This window comes from Streptomyces sp. NPDC052910, from assembly GCF_055585605.1.
The window spans coordinates 137,612-157,276 of record NZ_JBVJJR010000009.1 but is presented as its reverse complement, the minus strand read 5'-3'; the positions used below and the strand labels follow the sequence as shown (position 1 = coordinate 157,276).

General features: G+C 72.1%; 16 protein-coding genes. 7 read left to right on the top strand and 9 right to left on the bottom strand.

The window, feature by feature from the left end:
• The first annotated feature begins 67 nt into the window (after positions 1-67).
• Complete coding sequence (locus ACZ6X9_RS27910) at positions 68-1,015, top strand: pirin family protein (protein WP_469780761.1); 948 nt, start codon at positions 68-70, stop codon at positions 1,013-1,015.
• A gap of 298 nt (positions 1,016-1,313) precedes the next feature.
• Here the strand turns inward: ACZ6X9_RS27910 and ACZ6X9_RS27905 are convergent, their stop codons facing one another.
• On the bottom strand, positions 1,314-3,458 hold the full coding sequence (locus tag ACZ6X9_RS27905; RefSeq protein ID WP_469780760.1) for an ATP-binding SpoIIE family protein phosphatase: 2,145 nt from the start codon (positions 3,456-3,458) through the stop codon (positions 1,314-1,316).
• A 151-nt stretch (positions 3,459-3,609) separates the two neighbouring features.
• Here ACZ6X9_RS27905 and aspS point away from each other — a divergent pair, with 151 nt between their 5' ends.
• Complete coding sequence (aspS, locus tag ACZ6X9_RS27900; RefSeq protein WP_469780759.1) at positions 3,610-5,376, top strand: aspartate--tRNA ligase; 1,767 nt, start codon at positions 3,610-3,612, stop codon at positions 5,374-5,376.
• A 132-nt stretch (positions 5,377-5,508) separates the two neighbouring features.
• On the opposite strand, the gene ACZ6X9_RS27895 is transcribed toward aspS, so the two are convergent.
• The 6 genes from ACZ6X9_RS27895 to ACZ6X9_RS27870 form a co-directional block, all read right to left on the bottom strand.
• A complete protein-coding gene (locus ACZ6X9_RS27895) occupies positions 5,509-5,892 on the bottom strand; it encodes a DNA-binding response regulator (protein ID WP_469780758.1) in 384 nt (127 codons plus the stop codon).
• 164 nt (positions 5,893-6,056) lie between these two features.
• A complete protein-coding gene (gene metG / locus ACZ6X9_RS27890) occupies positions 6,057-7,775 on the bottom strand; it encodes a methionine--tRNA ligase (protein ID WP_469780757.1) in 1,719 nt (572 codons plus the stop codon).
• Positions 7,776-7,875: 100 nt separating this feature from the next.
• Positions 7,876-8,259, bottom strand: a complete 384-nt coding sequence (locus tag ACZ6X9_RS27885) for a DUF7848 domain-containing protein (protein WP_469780756.1) — start codon at positions 8,257-8,259, stop codon at positions 7,876-7,878.
• Positions 8,256-8,525, bottom strand: coding sequence for a hypothetical protein (locus ACZ6X9_RS27880; protein ID WP_469780755.1), 270 nt, complete (start codon positions 8,523-8,525; stop codon positions 8,256-8,258). The genes ACZ6X9_RS27885 and ACZ6X9_RS27880 overlap by 4 nt, the downstream gene beginning before the upstream one ends.
• A gap of 284 nt (positions 8,526-8,809) precedes the next feature.
• A complete protein-coding gene (locus ACZ6X9_RS27875) occupies positions 8,810-10,198 on the bottom strand; it encodes a VWA domain-containing protein (protein WP_469780754.1) in 1,389 nt (462 codons plus the stop codon).
• Positions 10,199-10,370: 172 nt separating this feature from the next.
• The gene (locus ACZ6X9_RS27870) at positions 10,371-11,738 is read right to left on the bottom strand and encodes a carotenoid oxygenase family protein (RefSeq protein ID WP_469780753.1); all 1,368 of its coding nucleotides are present in this window, start codon (positions 11,736-11,738) and stop codon (positions 10,371-10,373) included.
• Positions 11,739-12,032: 294 nt separating this feature from the next.
• Here ACZ6X9_RS27870 and ACZ6X9_RS27865 point away from each other — a divergent pair, with 294 nt between their 5' ends.
• The gene (locus tag ACZ6X9_RS27865; RefSeq protein WP_469780752.1) at positions 12,033-13,361 is read left to right on the top strand and encodes an alpha/beta hydrolase; all 1,329 of its coding nucleotides are present in this window, start codon (positions 12,033-12,035) and stop codon (positions 13,359-13,361) included.
• Positions 13,361-14,035 carry a hypothetical protein gene (locus ACZ6X9_RS27860; protein WP_469780751.1) on the top strand — a complete coding sequence of 225 codons (675 nt, stop codon included), beginning with the start codon at positions 13,361-13,363 and terminating at the stop codon, positions 14,033-14,035. Before ACZ6X9_RS27865 ends, ACZ6X9_RS27860 begins: the two co-directional genes overlap by 1 nt.
• Positions 14,036-14,159: 124 nt before the next feature.
• Here the strand turns inward: ACZ6X9_RS27860 and ACZ6X9_RS27855 are convergent, their stop codons facing one another.
• Positions 14,160-15,233: an alpha/beta hydrolase gene (locus ACZ6X9_RS27855; RefSeq protein ID WP_469780750.1), complete on the bottom strand. Its 1,074-nt coding sequence runs from the start codon at positions 15,231-15,233 to the stop codon at positions 14,160-14,162.
• 1,134 nt (positions 15,234-16,367) lie between these two features.
• Between ACZ6X9_RS27855 and ACZ6X9_RS27850 the strand changes: the two genes are divergently transcribed.
• Positions 16,368-17,069, top strand: a complete 702-nt coding sequence (locus ACZ6X9_RS27850; RefSeq protein ID WP_469780749.1) for a ScbR family autoregulator-binding transcription factor — start codon at positions 16,368-16,370, stop codon at positions 17,067-17,069.
• Between the two features lie 177 nt (positions 17,070-17,246).
• On the opposite strand, the gene ACZ6X9_RS27845 is transcribed toward ACZ6X9_RS27850, so the two are convergent.
• Positions 17,247-17,846: a TetR/AcrR family transcriptional regulator gene (locus tag ACZ6X9_RS27845; RefSeq protein WP_469780748.1), complete on the bottom strand. Its 600-nt coding sequence runs from the start codon at positions 17,844-17,846 to the stop codon at positions 17,247-17,249.
• Between the two features lie 610 nt (positions 17,847-18,456).
• Between ACZ6X9_RS27845 and ACZ6X9_RS27840 the strand changes: the two genes are divergently transcribed.
• Together ACZ6X9_RS27840 and ACZ6X9_RS27835 are read left to right on the top strand one after the other, a co-directional pair.
• A complete protein-coding gene (locus ACZ6X9_RS27840) occupies positions 18,457-18,693 on the top strand; it encodes an acyl-CoA carboxylase subunit epsilon (protein WP_469780747.1) in 237 nt (78 codons plus the stop codon).
• Between the two features lie 401 nt (positions 18,694-19,094).
• Positions 19,095-19,490: a rodlin gene (locus ACZ6X9_RS27835; RefSeq protein WP_469780746.1), complete on the top strand. Its 396-nt coding sequence runs from the start codon at positions 19,095-19,097 to the stop codon at positions 19,488-19,490.
• Positions 19,491-19,665: the final 175 nt, after the last annotated feature.

Here is a 19,665-nt window from a genome sequence, read left to right as displayed (position 1 = left end):
TGCAGGTTGTTCATTCTTCAACTAAATTGGAGGCGACCCGGGGGACGGAACGTCCGAGGAGGGCGACATGCCTGCTGTAACTGTGGAGAACCCGCTGACCCTGCCGCGTGTGACGGCACCGGTGGGCCCGGCGGCCCGTCCGGTGCTGGCGGTGTCGACGGCACCCGCGGGTCTCGAGGGCGAGGGGTTCCCGGTCCGCCGGGCCTTCGCCGGCATCGACTACCGGCACCTCGACCCGTTCATCATGATGGACCAGATGGGTGAGGTGGACTACGCGGCCGGGGAGCCGAAGGGCACCCCCTGGCACCCGCACCGCGGCTTCGAGACCGTCACGTACCTCATCGACGGCACCTTCGTGCACCAGGACTCGCACGGCGGCGGCGGTGTGATCACCGACGGCGACACCCAGTGGATGACCGCCGGCTCCGGGCTGCTGCACATCGAGGCGCCGCCCGAGGAACTGGTCGTCAGCGGCGGCCTGTTCCACGGTCTCCAGTTGTGGGTCAACCTGCCGCGCGAGGCCAAGATGATCGCGCCCAAGTACCAGGACATCCGCGGCGGCAACGTGAAGCTGCTCGCCTCGGAGGACGGCGGCGCGCTCGTCCGGCTGATCGCCGGGGACGTCGCGGGCCACGTCGGCCCCGGCGCCACGCACACCCCGATCACGATGATCCACGCCTCGCTCAGTCCCGGCGCCCGACTGGTGCTGCCCTGGCGGACCGACTTCAACGCGCTGGCGTACGGGCTGGCCGGGCACGGCACGGCCGGTACGGAGCGGCGGCCGTTCCGCAGCGGGCAGTCGGTGGTCTTCGGCACCGGGGACGCGCTGGTGGTCCAGGCCGGGGACGTCCAGGACTCCCGCAGCGAGCGGTTCGAGGTGGTGCTGCTCGGCGGCCGGCCGCTGCGTGAGCCGATGATGCACTATGGCCCGTTCGTCATGAACACCCACGCCGAACTCGCCCAGGCCTTCGACGACTTCAAGGCCGGCCGGCTGGGGACGGTCCCGGCGTCCTGAGCCGGCAGGACCGGTTCCGCCGGGCCCGGGGCTGGTCCATTCATCCGGTGAATCACTCCAACGAGTGAAGGTGGTCGGTGTTCCCCTCACCCGGCGCGGGGGAAGGAATCGGGCCCGCCCCTCCCACGCCGGACCCGGCCGCTCCGGGCCCGTCAGGGGAGGCGCCCGGACGCGGTGGGGGCTCGCCCGGTTCAGGGGGTGAGCCCCCACCGCCCTGCCCTGAGGCCCGGCGCCCTGCCCTGAGGCTCACCGCCGTGTCCTGTGGTCCACCGCCCTGCCCTGAGGCCCGGTGCCGGGCTCAGGTGATCGCCGCCAGATCGTCCGGCGACGGCCGGTCCGCCTCGTACAGCTCGAACCAGATGTTCTTGCCCTCGCCCTGCGGATCGACCCCCCAGGCCCCCGCCAGCAGCTCCATCAGCACCAGACCCCGCCCCGACGAGGCCATCTCGCCGGGGTGGCGGCGGTGCGGCAGCTCGTCGCTGGTGTCCGCGACGTCCACGCGCACCCGCCGGTGCCCCGGTTCCCCGGACACCGACGCCCGCAGCAGCGCGTCCCCGTCCGTGTGCACCAGGACGTTGGTGAGCATCTCGGAGACCATGAGCACGGCCGAGTCGGTCTGGTCGGCGTCCGGCCAGTCGTGCATCAGGTCCCGTACCTGCTGCCGGGCCTCGGCGATGCGTTCCGGCTCGGCCTGGGCGATGTTCATCACCGTCCGGCGCGGCGGCGGACCGGTGGTCCGCGCCGCCGTGGCGGCGGGCGGCTCGCGGCGGAGCAGGAGCAGCGCGATGTCGTCCTCCCGCCGGTCCACCAGCGGGCCGGTCGTGTAGTGCGAGGACGGTCCGTGGACGGCCTGGACGAGGTCGTCGGCCAGAGTCTCCAGGAACGCCGGGTCGTCCGCCGCCGGCTCGCCCTCGATGACCTCCCGCAGCCGCGACCAGCCGGTCTCCAGGTCGTGTCCGCCGGTCTCGATCAGGCCGTCGGTGCAGACCAGCATCGTCTCGCCGGGTTCCAGGACCAGCCGGGTGGTGGGGTAGTCGGTGTCCGGGTCGATGCCGAGCGGCAGTCCGCCGGCCGTGGCGCGGACCAGCATCGTCCCGTCGCTCAGCCGGATCGCCGGGTCCGGGTGGCCCGCCCGGGCGATCACCAGCAGCCCGGTCGCCGGGTCCACCTCGATGTAGAGGCAGGTGGCGAAGCGGGGGTCCGGGGGGACGCCGTCGTCGACGCCGGACAGGCCGCTCTCGTTGATGCCGGACAGGAAGCGGGAGGCCCGGGAGAGCACGGCGTCCGGGTGGTGCCCCTCCGAGGCGTAGGCGCGCAGGGCGATCCGCAACTGGCCCATCAGCCCGGCGGCCCGTACGTCGTGCCCCTGGACGTCCCCGATGACCAGCGCGAGCCGGCCGGAGGGCAGCGGGATCATGTCGTACCAGTCGCCGCCCACCTCCAGGCCGCCGCCGGTGGGCACGTAGCGGGCCGCCACCGACATGCCGGGGATGTCCGGCTGGACGGTCGGCATCATGGTGCGCTGGAGGCCGACCGAGAGTTCCTTCTCCGACTCGTGGACGCTCGCCCGGCTCAGCGCCTGCGCCAGCATCCGGGCGACCGTGGTGAGCACCGACCGCTCGTCGGGGGTGAACGCCACCGGGACGCTGAAGCCGGCCATCCAGGCGCCGATCGTCCGCCCGGCGTTGATCAGCGGCAGGAAGGCCCAGGACCGGCGGCCGAACCCGGCCACCAGCGGCCAGACGGCGGGGAACCGGCGCGCGTAGTCCTCGGGGGACGGGATGTAGATGGCGCGGCCGGTGCGGACGACCTCGGGCGCGGGGTGGTTGCCGTCCAGCGGTATCTCCAGGAACGCGTCCACGTCCTCCAGCGCGTACCCGTGGTGGCCGATCAGCGTGACCCGGCCGCCGTCCGTGCCGAAGACCGCCAGCGCCGACGGCTCGAAGCCCGGCATCGACAGGCCCGCCGCGACGCGCAGCACCTCGGCGGTGGACCGGGCCTCGGCCAGCGCCCGGCCCGCGTCCAGCAGGAACGCCTCCCGGTTGCGGCGCCAGTCGCCGGTGACGGTGGAGCGGGCGGGCGAGGTGCCCGGGTGCGGCGCCGGGACCTCCTCCAGGGTGCCGACGAGCGCCTGGGCGCCGCCGTGGGCCGGCTGCCGGGTGCGGGCGCGGACCGTCCGGCGTACCCGGCCGGCCTCGTCCACCACCCGGATGCGGGCCTCGGCGAGCGCGTCCTCCGAGATCGCCACGCTGAGCAGGCCCTGGAACTCCACCCAGTCCACCGCGTGGAAGCGGGCCCGTGCGGCCGACTCGGACAGCTCCGTCCGTTCGGCGGGCAGTCCCAGCAGCCGGGCGGCCTCGGCGTCGAAGGTGACGCGTCCCGTGGCCCGGTCCCAGTGCCACAGGCCGGTCGCGACGGCGGCCAGCACGTCCTCGGTGCGCATTGCCCCACTTTATGTGGGTTCGCTCGGTGCAGACCACCGATGGCGGGTGGGGCAGTACCCTTGCTCAGTGCTGTATGCACGCTAACCCAGTGCGGCGGGCCAGTGCAGCGCGCCTCTCGAACCACGCCTTCGACCACGACTTGGATGAACGATGCATCGTTACCGGTCCCACACCTGCGGCGAGCTCCGTGCGGCTGACGTCGACACCGACGTGCGCCTGAGTGGCTGGCTGCACAATCGGCGCGACCTGGGCGGCATCCTCTTCATCGATCTCCGCGACCACCACGGTCTCGTCCAGCTCGTCGCCCGTCCCGGCACCCCCGCCAACGAGGCGCTGGGCCGGCTCACCAAGGAGACCGTCGTCCGCGTGGACGGCCGGGTCATGAGCCGTGGCGCCGAGAACGTCAACCCGGAGCTCCCCACCGGCGAGATCGAGGTCGAGGTCACCGAGGTCGAGGTGCTCGGCGCCGCCGACCCGCTGCCCTTCACGATCAACACCGAGGACGGCGTCAACGAGGAGCGCCGCCTGGAGTACCGCTTCCTCGACCTGCGCCGCGAGCGCATGCACCGCAACATCATGCTGCGCGGTGCCGTCATCCGCTCCATCCGCGAGAAGATGACCGCGCTCGGCTTCAACGAGCTGGCCACCCCGATCCTGTCCGCCACCTCCCCCGAGGGCGCGCGCGACTTCCTGGTGCCGTCCCGTCTGCACGCCGGCAAGTTCTACGCGCTGCCGCAGGCGCCGCAGCAGTTCAAGCAGTTGCTGATGATCGCGGGCTTCGACCGCTACTTCCAGATCGCGCCCTGCTTCCGCGACGAGGACGCCCGCGCCGACCGCTCGCCCGGCGAGTTCTACCAGCTCGACATGGAGATGTCCTTCGTCGAGCAGGAGGACGTCTTCCAGGTGATCGAGAAGGTCATGACCGACCTCTTCGAGGAGTTCGGCAACGGCCGCCACGTCACCTCGCCGTTCCCGCGCATCCCGTTCCGCGAGGCGATGCTCAAGTACGGCTCCGACAAGCCGGACCTGCGCGCCAAGCTGGAGCTCGTCGACATCTCCGACGTCTTCGAGGGCTCCGAGTTCAAGGCCTTCGCCGGCAAGCACGTGCGCGCCCTCGCGGTGCCGTCCGTGCAGGACCAGCCGCGCAAGTTCTTCGACGGCCTCGGCGAGTTCGCCGTCGAGCAGGGCGCCAAGGGCCTGGCCTGGGTCCGCGTCGGCGAGGACGGGACGCTGTCCGGCCCGATCGCCAAGTTCCTCGCCGAGGACAACGTCAAGGTCCTCACCGAGCGCCTCGGCCTGGCCGCCGGCCACGCCGTCTTCTTCGGCGCCGGCGAGTTCGACGAGGTCGGCAAGATCATGGGCGCGGTCCGCGTCGAGGCCGCCAAGCGCGCCGGCCAGTTCGAGGAGAACGTCTTCCGGTTCTGCTGGATCGTCGACTTCCCGATGTTCGAGAAGAACGAGGACACCGGGAAGATCGAGTTCTCCCACAACCCGTTCTCCATGCCGCAGGGCGGCCTTGAGGCCCTGGAGACGATGGACCCGCTGGACATCCTCGCCTGGCAGTACGACATCGTCTGCAACGGCGTCGAGCTGTCCTCCGGCGCCATCCGGAACCACGAGCCCGAGGTCATGTACAAGGCGTTCGGGATCGCCGGTTACTCGGAGGAGGAGGTCGAGCGCGAGTTCGGCGGCATGCTCCGCGCGTTCAAGTTCGGCGCCCCGCCGCACGGCGGCATCGCCCCGGGCGTCGACCGCATCGTGATGCTGCTGGCCGACGAGCCGAACATCCGCGAGACCATCGCCTTCCCGCTCAACGGCAACGCCCAGGACCTGCTGATGGGCGCCCCGAGCGAGGTCGACGAGTCCCGGCTGAAGGAGCTGCACCTGTCGCTGCGCAAGCCGCCGACGGTGAAGTGACCGGGCGGTGAGGTAACCGCAGGACGACGACGAGGGGCCCGGCGCCGATGTGCCGGGCCCTTCCGTGTGCTTCGGTACCCGCGGCCCGGTGTCCGGGGCGGCCCCCACCCCCGTGGGGAGCCGTCGGCCGGTTCACACCGGCACACCGATCTCCGGCAGCGGTTCCGGCGGACAGCAGCCGGCCGCGGCGTGCACCGCCCGCCCCAGCCGGCGCGGGGTGACCCGGTGCGCCGGGAGGACGGTCCGCGCGCCGTACTCCCACACCGCCATCAGCTCCGCGTCGCCGAGTCCGTCGGCCACCACCAGCAGCGGCGCCCGGCTCCCCCGGCTCCGCCGCCGCAGCTCGCCGGCGGCGTCGTGGTCGTGCTGTCCCAGCAACAGGACCCGTACCGCCGCGCCGTTCCTCACCACCCGGATGCCGGGCAGGGTGCGCAGCCCGCGGACGAGCCGGGCCCGGCCCACCTCGTCGGTGGCGTGCACGCTCACGGTGATACGGGTGATTCGGTCATCCAACACTGGTCCGGTCTTCCTTCGGTGTCCCCCACGGCCAACACCGGACAGCCTGCCGCGACCCGCTCAACGAACGATTGCCGAACGATCAACGGGGGATGAGCGGATACGGCACAGGGCCCGGAACCTGAGGTTCCGGGCCCTGTGCGCAGACGGGTTCGAGCGGCGCGTCAGGCGGCCTCGTCGCCCCCGCCGAAGCGCTCACGGTAGGACTCCAGGTCCTCCTCCGTGATCTTCGCGAAGAGCACCGGCGGCACGGTGAACGGCGTACCGGCCGGGACGGACGACAGCGAGCACGCCTCGTCCCGCGTCACCCAGGTGCGGTCGTCCCCGTCGAGTGCGAACGCCGACCGCATCGCGGCGGCCGTCGCCGGGATGAACGGCTCGGAGACCACCGAGTAGAGGTGGATCAGGTTCATCGCCGTGCGCAGCGTCAGCGCCGCCGCGTCCGGGTCGGTCTTGATCTCCAGCCAGGGGGCCTTGGTCTCCAGGTAGGAGTTGCCCGCGCTCCACAGGGCGCGCAGCGCCTGCGCCGCCTTGCGGAACTGCATCTCCTCCATGTGGCCCTCGTACTCGGCGAGCAGCCGCGCGACCTCCCGGCCCAGCTCCGTCTCGGCCGCGCCCGCCTCGCTGCCGGCCGGCACCTCGTCGCCGAACCGCTTGCGGGAGAACGACAGGACCCGGTTGACGAAGTTGCCCAGCACGTCGGCGAGGTCCTTGTTGACCGTCGCGGAGAACAGCTCCCAACTGAACGAGGTGTCGTCCGACTCGGGGGCGTTGGCCATCATGAAGTAGCGCCAGTAGTCGGCGGGCAGGATCTCCAGCGCGTCGTGCGTGAAGACGCCGCGCCGCTGCGAGGTGGAGAACTTGCCGCCGTAGTAGTTCAGCCAGTTGAAGGCCTTGACGTAGTCGACCCGCTTCCACGGCTCACGGGTGCCGAGCTGCGTCGCGGGGAACATCACCGTGTGGAACGGGACGTTGTCCTTGCCCATGAACTGCGTGTAGCGGACGTCCGCCGCCTCGTACCACCACGACTTCCAGTCGCGCTCCTCCGGCCGCTCGTCGGCCCACTCCTTGGTGGCACCGATGTACTCGACCGGGGCGTCGAACCAGACGTAGAAGACCTTGCCCTCGGCCGCCAGCTCCGGCCAGGTGTCGGCCGGGACCGGAACGCCCCACTCCAGGTCACGGGTGATCGCGCGGTCGTGCAGGCCCTCGGTCAGCCACTTGCGGGCGATCGACGACGCGAGGACCGGCCAGTCCTTGCCGTGCTCGTCGATCCAGGCCTCGACCTCGCCCTGGAGCTTGGACTGGAGCAGGAACAGGTGCTTGGTCTCCCGCACCTCCAGGTCGCTGCTGCCGCTGATCGCCGAACGCGCGTCGATCAGGTCCGTGGGGTCCAGCACGCGCGTGCAGTTCTCGCACTGGTCGCCGCGCGCCTTGTCGTAGCCGCAGTGCGGGCAGGTGCCGACGATGTAGCGGTCGGGCAGGAAGCGCTCGTCCGCCAGGGAGTACACCTGGCGGATCGCGCGCTCCTCGATGAACCCGTTCGCCTTGAGCTGCCGCGCGAAGTGCTGGGTGATCTCGCGGTTCTGCGCGGACGAGCTGCGGCCGAAGTAGTCGAAGGAGAGGCCGAAGCCCTCGTAGACCGCCTTCTGCGCGTCGTGCTGCTGGGCGCAGTACGCGTCCACCGGCAGACCGGCCTCCTTGGCGGCCAGTTCGGCCGGGGTGCCGTGCTCGTCGGTGGCGCAGATGTAGAGCGTCTCGCGCCCGGTCTGGCGCAGGTAGCGCGCGTAGACGTCCGCCGGGAGCATGGACCCCACCATGTTGCCCAGGTGCTTGATCCCGTTGATGTACGGAAGGGCGCTGGTGATGAGGTGTCGAGCCATGCCGGCTGCTCCCTGGTCGGTGCTCGGGTACGGAGCCTGTGACCCTGTGTCCACAGGCCCCTTTAGCGTATCCGAGTACCGGGCGGCGGCAGCGCGGCGTTCATGACGGCCCGGTGTCGGCCGGTGCGGGCCGCGCACCGTCGGCCGGGGCGGCGGAAGTGCCGGCGGAGGTGCCGGCGGAGGGCGTGAGCGGAGGGGGCGCGGGGGCGGGCGGGGACGGGGTGGAGGGCCCCGGGAGGACGCCCCGGGGGTGGCCCATCCACGCGCGCCACGGCCTGTTGACCGTCTCGCGGTACGTGTGGTGCGACGGGTTGCGGCCCGCGTGCCGGAACGTCCAGTGCTGGGCGTCCAGGAAGTCCTCGACCACCTCCGACGCCGCCCCGCACACCACGCACCGCATCGCGTACGTCACCGGCTCCGCGTCGGGCTCGTGGTCGGGCTGCAACGTCCAGGTGCCGAACCGGAAGACGCTGCGCGGGCTCACCGACTCCACCCCCGCTCCCCGCCGTTGCCACCCGCGTCCGCCCCGCTGCCGGACCGGCCTCCTGGCCGGCCGCCGCTCGCCGTACCGGCCTCGGCCTCCGCTTCGGTCTCGGAGGGGAAGCGGATGGCCGACGGCGGGCAGGACCACTCGATCCCGCCGCGCGGCGGCCGTAGCTGAATGTAACCGGCATGGGTGTCCATGACCTGCCCGAGCCGGCCGGTGCGGGTGTCGACGACGTAGCTGCCGAGGGGGAATTCATCGTTCACATCCCTACGATGCCCACTTCAGCGGCTTCTGATCGGCGAGAGGCAGGATACGGAGGGTGATCTGTGAGGGCGTCGTGCTTACGCGGTGCGATCGGTGAGGCGGTCACTCTCTGTCGCCCCAATTGCCGGATTCCCGGCTTCCGGAGGCGGGGCGGGGACGCCGGCCGCTCCTCGGGCCTTCCTCCGGGCCGGCCTCCCGACCTTCCTCCGGGCCGTCCCGGGGGCGTCGCGGGCCGGCTTCCCGGTGGGTGCTTCCCGGCGGGCGGGCGGCCGGCCCGTGGTGGTCAGCGGGCGCGCTGCCGGATGACCCGGGCGGCGCGGGCCTCCTCCAGCCAGGCGGGGAACCCGGCCGTCAGCTCCTCGTAGAGGAGGTCGTCGGAGAGGCCCTTGGGGTCGCGGCCGGCGTGGAAGAAACCGGCGTTGTCCACCGCGCGGCGCTCCGGCACCGGCAGGGCGTCCAGCTTGCGCAGGAAGTCGAAGCCCTTCCCCTCCGGGTCTCCGAAGGCGACGAACTGCCAGTAGATCGGCAGCTTGGCGGCCTCGCAGAGGGCCTTCTCGGCGGCCGGCTTGCTGTAAGGGCCACCGTCCGTCTGGAAGACGACGAACGCCGGGTCCGTGGCGCCGGACTTCTTGTAGTGCTTGATCACTTCGCGCATGGCCAGGTGGTAGTTGGTGCGCCCCATGTGTCCGTAGGAGGCGTGCAGTTCCTGGACGCGGCCCGCGTAGTCGGTGAGGTCGAGCTCGGCGACGCCGTCGACCTCGGTGGAGAAGAAGACGACGGGGACGGTCCCGTCGTCGTCGAGGTGCGCCGAGAGGCCGAGCACCTGCTCGGCGAGGTGCTGGACGCTGCCGTCCTTGTAGTACTCGCGCATCGATCCCGAGCGGTCGAGCACCAGGTAGACGGCGGCCCGCTGCCCGGCGAGGCCCCGCTTGCGCAGGGAGACGCCCGCCGACTTGTAGAGGCTGACGAGGCCGGGGGCGGAGCTCCGCACCTTCTCCAGGCTGATGGCGGAGCCGCGGCCGCCCTCCTCCGCCCCTTCCGGCTGCGCGCCGGCGGCGGCCGGGGCGTCGGGGCTGCCGACGGGGGTGCTGACGGGAGCGTCGGCAGGGGCGTCGGCAGGGGCAGGAGCTGCCGGCTCCGGAGGGGCGACCGGCGCCGCCACCGCCGCCGGGGCCACGGCCGCCGCCGTCATCGCCGGCGACGGCTCCGGCTCGGGGCCCGGCGCCGGCTCGGGCACCGGGTTGGGGTCCGGCGTGGGGACGGGCTCCGGCTGCGGCACGGGTTTGGGCGCGGGCATCGGCGTCGGGGCCGGCTCCGGGTCGGGGACGGGCTCGGGGCGCGGGTCGGGCCCGGGGCGGGGCCCCGGGGTGGGCGGCCCGGGGACGGGGTGCAGGGGGCCGGGGTCGGGCACCCGGTCGGTGACGGCCTGGGCCGGGACGGCCACCGGGGCCTTGGCGGTCTCGGCGGCCTTGGGCGCCGTCGCGGTCGCGGCCGACGTGGCGGCGCCCGGGGCCGGGGACGGAGTGAGGGACGAGGCCGGGGCTTGGTCCTGTCCCCGGTCCTGGACCGTCGTCGTTGCGGGTGCGGTGCTCTGCTGGGGGAGGCCGGGCCGTCCGTCGCCGCCCGTCCTCGACCGACCGAACGCGTTCCGCAGCAGGCTGCGAATTCCCATGAGGAGAAATCCTTACCTTTGTCTGGAATGTACGTACTGTGCGACTCCGGTAAGGCTAGCTCTAACGTCTCGTCAGTAACGTGCTCCTCGCTGGTCCCGTCTGCCCCGGGTTCTCGCCCCTGCCCGGGCCGGGCCCGGTCCGGATCCGCCCACCGGAGCGCTGCTCCTCCGCCTACCCCGGATCCGGGATCCAATCGCCGTGCGCCCCGACCGGCACCCGCACCGGCAGGTGGACACGGGCGACCGGTCCCGCCGCGAAGTCCTGGGCGGCCAGCACCAGCAGGTCGGTGGCGCCGCGGTCCGGGTCGAACGCGTAGGCCAGGACCCAGCCGTCGTCCTCCGCCGCCCCGGGCGCCGCCGGCACGAACACGCCCTCCCCGACGTCGCCGCCCGGCGGCACGGGGTACGTGTCGCACGTGCCGTGCCACAGGTCGTACTTGAGCAGGCCGACGCCGAACCCGGCCCGGTCCTCGCCCAGCGGCTCCCGCACCGCGTACCCGTAGCGGTGGGCCCGGGTCGCCCGGCGCGGGTCGATCCGCGGGAACTCCACGGCGCGGTCGTCCAGCCGGAGCCGCCGGACCGTCCGCGCGGCCGGGTCGACGGTCCAGCGCTCCAGGTGGGCGGGCTGCTTGTCCAGCCCCTTGCGGGTTCCGTCGAAGAGCCGCTCGTAGCGGGCGAGGTGGACGGTGATCAGCCCGTCCCGCTCGTAGGCGTTCATGGCGTGGTAGACGAAACACGGTTCGACCTCCAGCCAGCGCACGTCCCGGGCGGCCCCCTCCCGGGGGAGCACCCCGAGCCGGGCCGGCCGGTCGGGATCCCAGCCGAACGCGGCCACCGACAGATCGCGGCCGAGCGTGAAGGAGACCGGCAGGTCGTACAGCAGCACATGGTGTTCGGTGAGCGAGAAGTCGTGCATCATCGGCCGTCCCGTGACCGGGACCTCGACGTGCCGGCGGATCCGGCCGTCCACCCCGGCGACCAGGTACTGCACATACGGCCAGGCCGGGCAGTAGGCGACGGCGTGCAGCTCGCCGGTGGCCGGATCGAGGACGGTGTGGGCGGCCAGCCCGCCGGGCAGCGTCCCGTGGAAGTCGAACGGCCCCACCGTGTCGAGCTCGGAGTCCAGCTCGTAGGGGAGCGCCCCGCCCTCGACCAGGGTGAGCAGATGCCCGGCGAAGCGCCGGACGTGGGTGTTGGGGGCGAAGTCCACCAGATGCCGGGGGCCGTGCAGCACCTTCTCGCCCAGCCGCCGGGCCACCGCGTCGGAGCGCACCCAGCGGTTGCGGTACCAGGCGGCCCGCCCGTCCCGCAGCCGGACGCCGTGCACCATGCCCTCGCCGGCGAGCCAGTGGTGGCCGGCCGGATCGTCCACCCGGAGCGGATTCGGCCCGTTCCGGAGGTAGCGGCCGCGCAGCGCGTCCGGTACGCGCCCGGTCACCGGGAGGTCGACGGCCGTGAGCTCCTCGCGCACCGGCTCGAACAAGCCGCTGAGCCAGGGGTTCGCCCCCGAGGTGACCGCCCTGGCGGCATCGTCCGGCATGCCCTCCACCTCCCCCGGTGTCCTGGCCCGCCCCCGCGGAGCCTCTCACCACCATCCGGCGGAAGGGGACGTTCGGCCAGACCGCGCCAACTGTTCGAAGGCGGTGGGCCGCCCCCGTCCCCAGGGGAACCCCCGGAAAAGTCGTGGAGTCGGACAGGGGACGGGCAGGGCAAGGACCGAGGAAGAGACGGTGGCAGGGCAACCCTGTCGGCCCTTTATCGCCTCTTATCCGTCGAGCACGACGGAACCGAACGTGAGTACCCACGGCAGCCGGAGGCAGGGAGTGAGAACCGCATGGGCCTGACCAGCAGGTCGCTGATGTACACGGTGGCGTTCGGCGCCGTGTTGTGTGTGGCTCTCATGGTGTGGATCTGGCCGCGGCTCTCGGGGCGGGGACCGCTGCCCGTGTTCGGCCGGCTCGGCGCCATCCTGCTGACGCAACTGTCGATCATGGCCGCGGTGCTGTTGGTGGTCAATTCCAGCGTCGGCTTCTTCGGCACCTGGAACCAACTGCTGGGACGCGTCGACAAGGCCCCGGTCAACGTGACGCAGATGAACAGCGGGACCGGCCCCCGCGCCTCGGTCGACGAGACCAGGGGCGGCCTGATCCAGCCCACCGGCGGCGAACACGTCGAGAAGTTCGCCGGCTACCCCAAGGGACCCGAGGACAAGGTGGGCGCCGTCCGCTCGGTCCGCGTCATCGGCAAACGGACCCTGGCCGTCAACTCCGCCTACGTCTACCTGCCCCCCGAGTACTTCCAGAAGCAGTACGAGCGCGCCCGCTTCCCCGTCATGGTCGTCGTCAGCGGCTACCCGGGCGGCCGGGTCAGCCTCGCCCGCAACCTCCAGGTCCCGCTGAACGCGGCCCGGCTCCTGGAGGAGAAGAAGATGGCCCCCACGGTCATCGTGATGATCAGCCCCACGATCGCCCAGCCGCGCGACACCGAGTGCGTGGACGTCCCGGACGGCCCGCAGGCCGAGACCTTCCTGACCAAGGACCTCCCCGACGCGCTGCGCAGCACCTACCGGGTCGGCCAGGACGCCACCGCCTGGGGGATCATGGGCTACTCCACCGGCGGTACCTGCGCCCTCCAGCTCGCCATGCGCGCCCCCGACGTCTACCCGGTCGCGGCCTCCCTCTCCGGGGACCTCTCGGTCAAGAACGACATGGCCACGGGCGACCTCTTCGGCGGCGGCGAGAAGGGGAAGCAGCGCAAGCGCGAACACGACCTCATCTGGCGCCTCCACAACCTCCCCACTCCACCCGTCTCCCTGCTCCTCGCGACCAGCCGCAAGGGCGAGAAGAACTTCCACGACACCGAGGAGTTCCTGCGCCTGGCCGCCGAGAAGAAGCTCCGCACGGCGACGATCGTCCTCCCCGAGGGAAGCCACCAGTTCGCCACCTGGCGCCGCGAGATCGGCCCGGTGATGGAGTGGATGAGCAGGGAACTCACCTTCCCCCAGGACACCCAGAACGGAAAGCGGCCGGACGAGGACAAGAAACCGGACGAGGAGAACAAGCGGGAGGAGGAGAAGAAACAGGAGGACGCCGAGCACAAGCACCGGCAGGCGGACGAGGCCCCGGCCGACCCCGACGAAGAGGAGCAGGCGGAGAAGGACTGATGCCGCCCAAATCCTTCCCGGGCCCCTACACAGGGGCTTTCCACAACAGCGGCCCCCTGGCCCGCGTTCTCGAACTCGTCCTGCGCTCCCGGGAACCCGGCCGCCGGTCCCTCGAAGACGACCTCACCGGCTTCTGCCGTCTGCTGCGCGCCTCGCGCGGAGCGAGCTGGGTCATGCCACCGGCGGCGGCCGCCGCGACACTGGACGTCGCCGCGGAACTCCTGGAGAACGGTGACAGCGCCACCCCGTACGGATTCACCGAACGCCTGACCCGTGCCGCCGACGGCCGGAGCGGTCCCGAGTTCCTGCGAACGGCGGCCGGAATGATCCGGGCCCTGGACCGCGAGGTGCTTCCCGGCTTCGACGAGCTGCCACCCGCGGACTGGGAAGTGCGCGTGATGTTCCCGAGGACCTACGACTTCGGCTACTGGGTCGTCGGAGGTGATCACGCGAGCACCTCGGAAGGCATCCGGGAAGGGGTGGAAAGAGAGCATCCCGGCGGATGCCTGGAGGAACTCCCCGGACTGGTCGCCGAACTGCAGCAGGCGCTCCTGCTCTTCCCCGGCGCGGACTCCCTGTCCGAGCGGCTCCGGCCGGGAATCCCGTGGGCTTCCGCCGCCGTGTTCGAGGAGATCATCCATGTGGCGCGCGCGCACGTGGCGGAGCGGCATTGAGGGGCCCCCGGGGACGTGCGCGGGAAGCGCGCCCTACCCGAGCGTGAGCGATGGTGGGACGCGGCGTCCTTCGCTCCGGGACGCACGGCGCCACCGGGCCGTGTCCGGCCGTGCGCCATGAGCCTCAGCCCGACGGCGGGCCCCCCGGCAGTTGGTGGGCGAGCCAGGTGAAGGCCTCCGGGTAGAGGGCCGACCAGGTGCGGTAGTTGTGGCCGCCCTTGTCGAGCAGCATGGTCTTCAGCCGCACCCGGCTGCTCGCCGCCTCGCGCTGGAACTCCTCGATGTAGGAGGGCGGGCTGTCACGGTCCTGGCGGGAGGTCGCGAGGAAGAGGGCGACGTCGGCTTTCGTGTGGCCGACGAGCCAGGTGGGGCTGTTGCGCTGCCGGAGGGCGGGGTCGGCGAGGGCGCCGCCGTCACCGTTGAGCGGGTCGGGGTCGAGGGCCGCGCCGGCGGAGAAGACCCGCGGGAACTGCAGGGGCAGCTTCGCCGCGCAGAAGCCTCCGGTGGAGATCCCCAGCAGCCCCCACGACCTGGGCTGCGGCGCGGCCCGGAAGTGCCGCCGGACCAGCTCCGGGACGTCCCGGGCGAGCCAGGTCGCGACCTTGCGCCCGCCCACGTCGGAGCAGTCGGTGTCCCGCCCCCCGGGGTTGATGACCGGCACGGCGAGGATGAACGGGCGGGTGCGCCCTTCGGCCAGCAGCTTCCGGTAGGACCGGGGCATCCGGCCCTGGTCGATCCACGACTGCGGCGTCCCCGGCACGCCGTGCAGCAGCATCACGACGGGGAACGTGGTGTGCCGGTAGCGCGGATCGTCGTACTGCGGCGGGGTCCACACCAGGACCTGCCCCGACAGGGCGGACCGGGTGCCGTGGAAGTACGTCTCCCGCATGCCGTGGTCGTCCTCGGCGAACTGGGCGCGCTCGGCCGGCGGCCCCTGCATGGCCACGGGCCCGGCACCGTCGGTGCGGCCCAGCAGGTCGTCCCAGGAGGCGTAGAGGCCGTAACTGGTGTTGATCCATGTGGCCACGGTGCAGATCGCGGTGAGCTGGCACAGGGCGATCAGCAGCACGCGAGCCGCCCAGCGCACCGGCCCGGGGCCCGGGATCCTCGCCCAGCACAGCAGCGTGGCCAGGACGGCCAGCGCCGTGAAGGCGACGAGCAGGGCGAAGAAGGCGGTTCCGGTGAGGCTGAGAGTCATCCCGCTGTGATCTCCCTCGGTCGGGCCGCCCGCAGGCGACGGCACGGCAGACCATAACGACGAAACACGCGGGTATCGGGCGGAACGGAGGACGAGAACCCGGATGGGTCCGGCGGCCCAAACGGTCATATGTCCGGCGTGGGAGCAACCGGAGGAACAACCTCAAGTCCTGCTCAGACTTTCGATGCATCCGTAGTGTCGCCCTCCCATCACGAGTAGTTTCCTGGTCAGGGCGGTCCGAATCACCGGCTGTTGTCTGGGAGGCGTGATGGAATCCATGACGCGCAAGGAAAGAAAGACCGTTGTCGTTCTGGCCCTCATAGTGATCGCGATCGTCTGCTACATGATCGGCAACATTCAGCCCTGAGTCCGTGGCCCCGACAGCCGGTTGCCGTGCTTCGGCCCCGGCCTGGGGGCGTGAGCCGATCGGGCCGCCACCCGGTCCGATCGTCGGACCGACCGTGCGCGGGCCGCCACTCCGCGGCTCCGGCCGCGCGCGTGTCACCGACCACCCGAACTTGCGTACGTGGAAGCCGAATCCCGCACGGCCTGACGCAACCCGGCGGTGCCTGCCCGCACTTGGTGTCACCCCTGGTGAGGCAGTGCCGGGCCTACACCGTGCGGAACGCGGCACGGGCATACGGGCGATGCCGACCGGCCGGGACGCCCACCCATACCGACCGGTCCGCGTCCCGGCCCCCTCCACCCGTCGGCCACGGATCACTTCCGGACGCGCGGAAGTGCCCGTCCCGCACCTTCCGAGCGACGCCCCGACCGCGTCGCCGCCGCCGTGCCCACCGCGGTGGCCGGTGCGGAGGGGGCGCCGCGGTGCGGACAGGACGGGCGGACGTACATGGCCGGTTCGCCGTCTGCGCCGGAACACCGCCGCTGCGTAGGCTCGTCCCGCGAGGTCCCGGTCCGTTTCCCCTGGGGGAGCTGCCGGGCCGGGGCCCTTGCGGGACGGCCCCGGCGTCCCCCGAAGACCCTGCCCTTGCGGGGCGTCCTACGATACGTACGCGTCGGTTTGCTTCGGGGGAGTACGCGTCAAGGCGTCGGACGACACGGCCGTGCGGTGCCCCGTCGCCGGCCGTGCGGTGGGCGGGCTGTGGCGGGCTATCGATTCGGAGGCAGACCGTGGCAAAGCAGGACCGCGCGATCAGAACGCGCCGGGCCATCCTGGAAGCGGCCGCGGCGGTGTTCGACGAACGGGGTTACGACGCGGCGACCATCACGGAAATCCTGGCGCGGGCCGAAGTGACCAAGGGCGCCCTCTACTTCCACTTCGCCTCCAAGGAAGATCTCGCCCTGGCGGTCATAGACGCCCAGTTGACGGACGCGCCGGCCGACCTGGAGCCGCCGGCGGCCTCGCGGATGCAGCAACTCGTCGACATGGGGCTGATCTTCGCCTACCGGCTGCGCACGGACCCGCTGCTGCGCGGCAGCGTCCGGCTCACCCTGGAACACGGTTCGACCGCCCTCAACCGCAGCGGACCGTTCCACGGCTGGAGCAAGGTACACACCCGCGTCCTCACCGAGGGCAAGGAACGCGGCGAGGTGCTGCCGCACGTGGTCCCGGCCGACACGGCGGAGCTCATCGTCGGCGCGTACGCCGGCATCAACATCATGTCCCAGGTCGTGACCGGCCGCGCCGACCTGGAACGCCGCGCCATCTCGCTGTACGAGCACGTGATGCCGAGCGTCGCCGTGCCCTCCGTGCTGGCCCGCCTCGACATGGCCCCCGGCCGGGGCGCCCGGGCCCTGGCCGAGGCCGAACGGCTGCGCGCGGACGAGACCACCGGGCCGGCGCCGACCCCTGCCCCCGTCGGGGTCGGCTGACCGGGACCCGGATCCCGGACCCGTACGGGGCGCACGTCCCCCACGGGTCCACCCGCCCCGTACGGCCCGGCCATCCCGGGCCGTACGGGGCGGGGCGGCGCCGGACGGACGCCGGGCGGTGGAAGCCGGGCGGCGGCCTCGGACGGCCGTGCCGGGCGGTGGCGTCAGACCATGACGTCAGGCGCCGGCCGCGCCCGCGGGCGCCGGGCCGGGAGCCGTGGTGTCCAGGATCTCCAGGGCGACGGTCAGCGCGGCGAGCCGCCGTTCCTCGGGATCTCCCGCCAGGTCGTCGAGGGCGAGAGCCCCGAAGTGGACGGTGAGGAGCGCGCTCGCACAGCGCACCCGGGTGGCCAGGTCGTCGGCGCCCGAGTGGACGAGCCGGGAGAGCCGGACGACCCGTTCCCTGAGCCGGGCGCCGATGTCCAGGGACCGCAGCGACGCCTGGTTCTCCTGAAGGATGCGGAACACCGGGACCGCCTCCCGCAGCTTGTCGCTGTACCGGCACAGGAGTTCGCGCTTCGTCTCCAGTGTGGGCGGCCGGCTCTCACCCCAGGCGATCAGCTCGTCGACGGGCGCCCCCACCTGGTCCGAGATGGCGACGAGGATGTCCTCCTTCGTCTTGAAGTGGTAGTACAGCGCCGCTTTGGTGACTCCGAGGCGTTCGGCGATCTCCCGCAGGGAGGTTTTCTCGTAGCCCCGGGTGACGAAGAGATCGAGCGCGGTCCGCTGGATGCGCTCGCGGGTGTCGCTCCTGCGCGTGTGGGGGGTACTGCCCATGTGGTCCCTGCTCTCCTTCGTTCCGCTGTGCCCGTACTGCCGTCGTCGCAGCGTCCCCCCGCGGCCGCGGCCGGCCGTGCCCGCCACCGGCCGGTGGGCCGTCCGCTGCCGTGGGGAGAGAGATCATGGCCCAGGTAACCATCGGCTCCCGGGCCTCCTACCCTGCGGACGGCCCCCCATGGGTGCCCCCGAGCCGTACCCGGCGGGAGGGCGCGCGTCCGCGTGGCCCCTTCACCCGGGTCCACCCGGGCACGCCCTCGCCCGGATTTGTCCCCGGCGCGCGTCCCGGCCCGCCGCCGAGCCCTCAGGACCCGTTCATCGGCCGGTCTCCGGGCCGCCTCTCCCCGACCGGCGCCCGGCCGGCTGCCCGACCCCGCTGCCCGGCCCGCCGCCGGACCCTCGGTGACCGGGCGGCAGGCCGGTGGCGCGCCCTCCGGCGGGGTGGTGGCGGAACGGTTCATCCGGATGCGCGAACGGCCCGGAGCACCGACCGTCACCCGTTCGGAGGTATCGGGGTTCCTCCGCGCCGACGGGGGGAGCACGGTGGAGGAACCGGACACTCGCGGCGCCGCCGCACGGACGTCCGGTGCGCCGAGGGAGTGGAACGGCTATGACCGACATGTTCGTGAGGGTCGAGAAGGGTGTCGCGGGCGAGGAGGAGCTCGCCGCCGTGACCACCGTGCTCCTCGCCTGCGCCGCCACGGGCTGCGACGCGGGCCCCGAGCCCGAAGCCGTCCTCGGGGCCGGCCCCGGGCCCGAGATCTCCGAGTACGGGCTGTCGTGCACCCCGGCCCGCTGGCGGCCGACGGGATTCACCGCCCCCACGAGCTGGCGGGGCTGGGCCTGAGGACACACCGCCGGCCGGGCGGGCGGCGCCAGGCCCGTACACACGGGACGGTGCGGCGCGAGGGCGGTGTGGCGCCGGGGCGGTGCGGCGGAGAAACGGTGCGGCGCCGGACCGGTGCGGCGCCACCGATTGCCCGTGGACGCGTCGCGCCGCTTCGTCACATGACGGGGTGTGGGAATAACTCCGTCGAATCTCCGAAAATCATTCCGGCCCCGACGTGATATCCGGAAAAACCCTCGACGGCGGGCCTCTTTTCGTACCGGCAGTGCCGCGCTTCTTACCCTTCCGGCGTCCGGCACTCACTGGCTCGAATGAGTGAAAGCCCGGAACCTCTCCTTCCGGTCGAAGTTATCCAGATCGCTTTCTCAGTGGGGGCGCTACACGATCGAAAGGCTATGGACGTGCTCAAGAAGGTACTCGCCACGACCGCTCTGACGGTCTCCACGGTCGGAGCCGTCAGCGGCCCCGCGCTGGCCGTAGGTCACGACTCGCAGGACATCGCCAACGCGAACGGCGCGAAGACCGGTTACGGCAACACCAAGACCGGGGGCAAGGAAAGCCCGCAGATGAGCCTGATCCAGGGCACGCTGAACAAGCCGTGCATCGCGTTGGGCCGGGTGAACATCCAGAACATCGTGGCCCTGGTCAACATCGGCCTGCAGGACATTCCGATCCTGTCCTCGCAGCAGGAGCAGCAGTGCACCGACAACTCCTCCATCAACGACGGCGATGACCCGCTGTCGCACCTGCTCGACGACATCCCGATCATCTCGGGCAACGGTTCGGCCAACGGCTGATCCAGGCGACGAGCACGGGAATCCCCCTGCGGCGGGTGTGCGGGCCCCGCGGCAGGGGGTTTCCGTTTTCCGGACGACGGTACGACCGGCGATCCGAGGGCCGTGGTCCGAGGCCGACGACTCGAGGTTCCTGTTTCGCGGCGCCGGTGAAAACCGGAGCCGGGTGCGAAAAAAC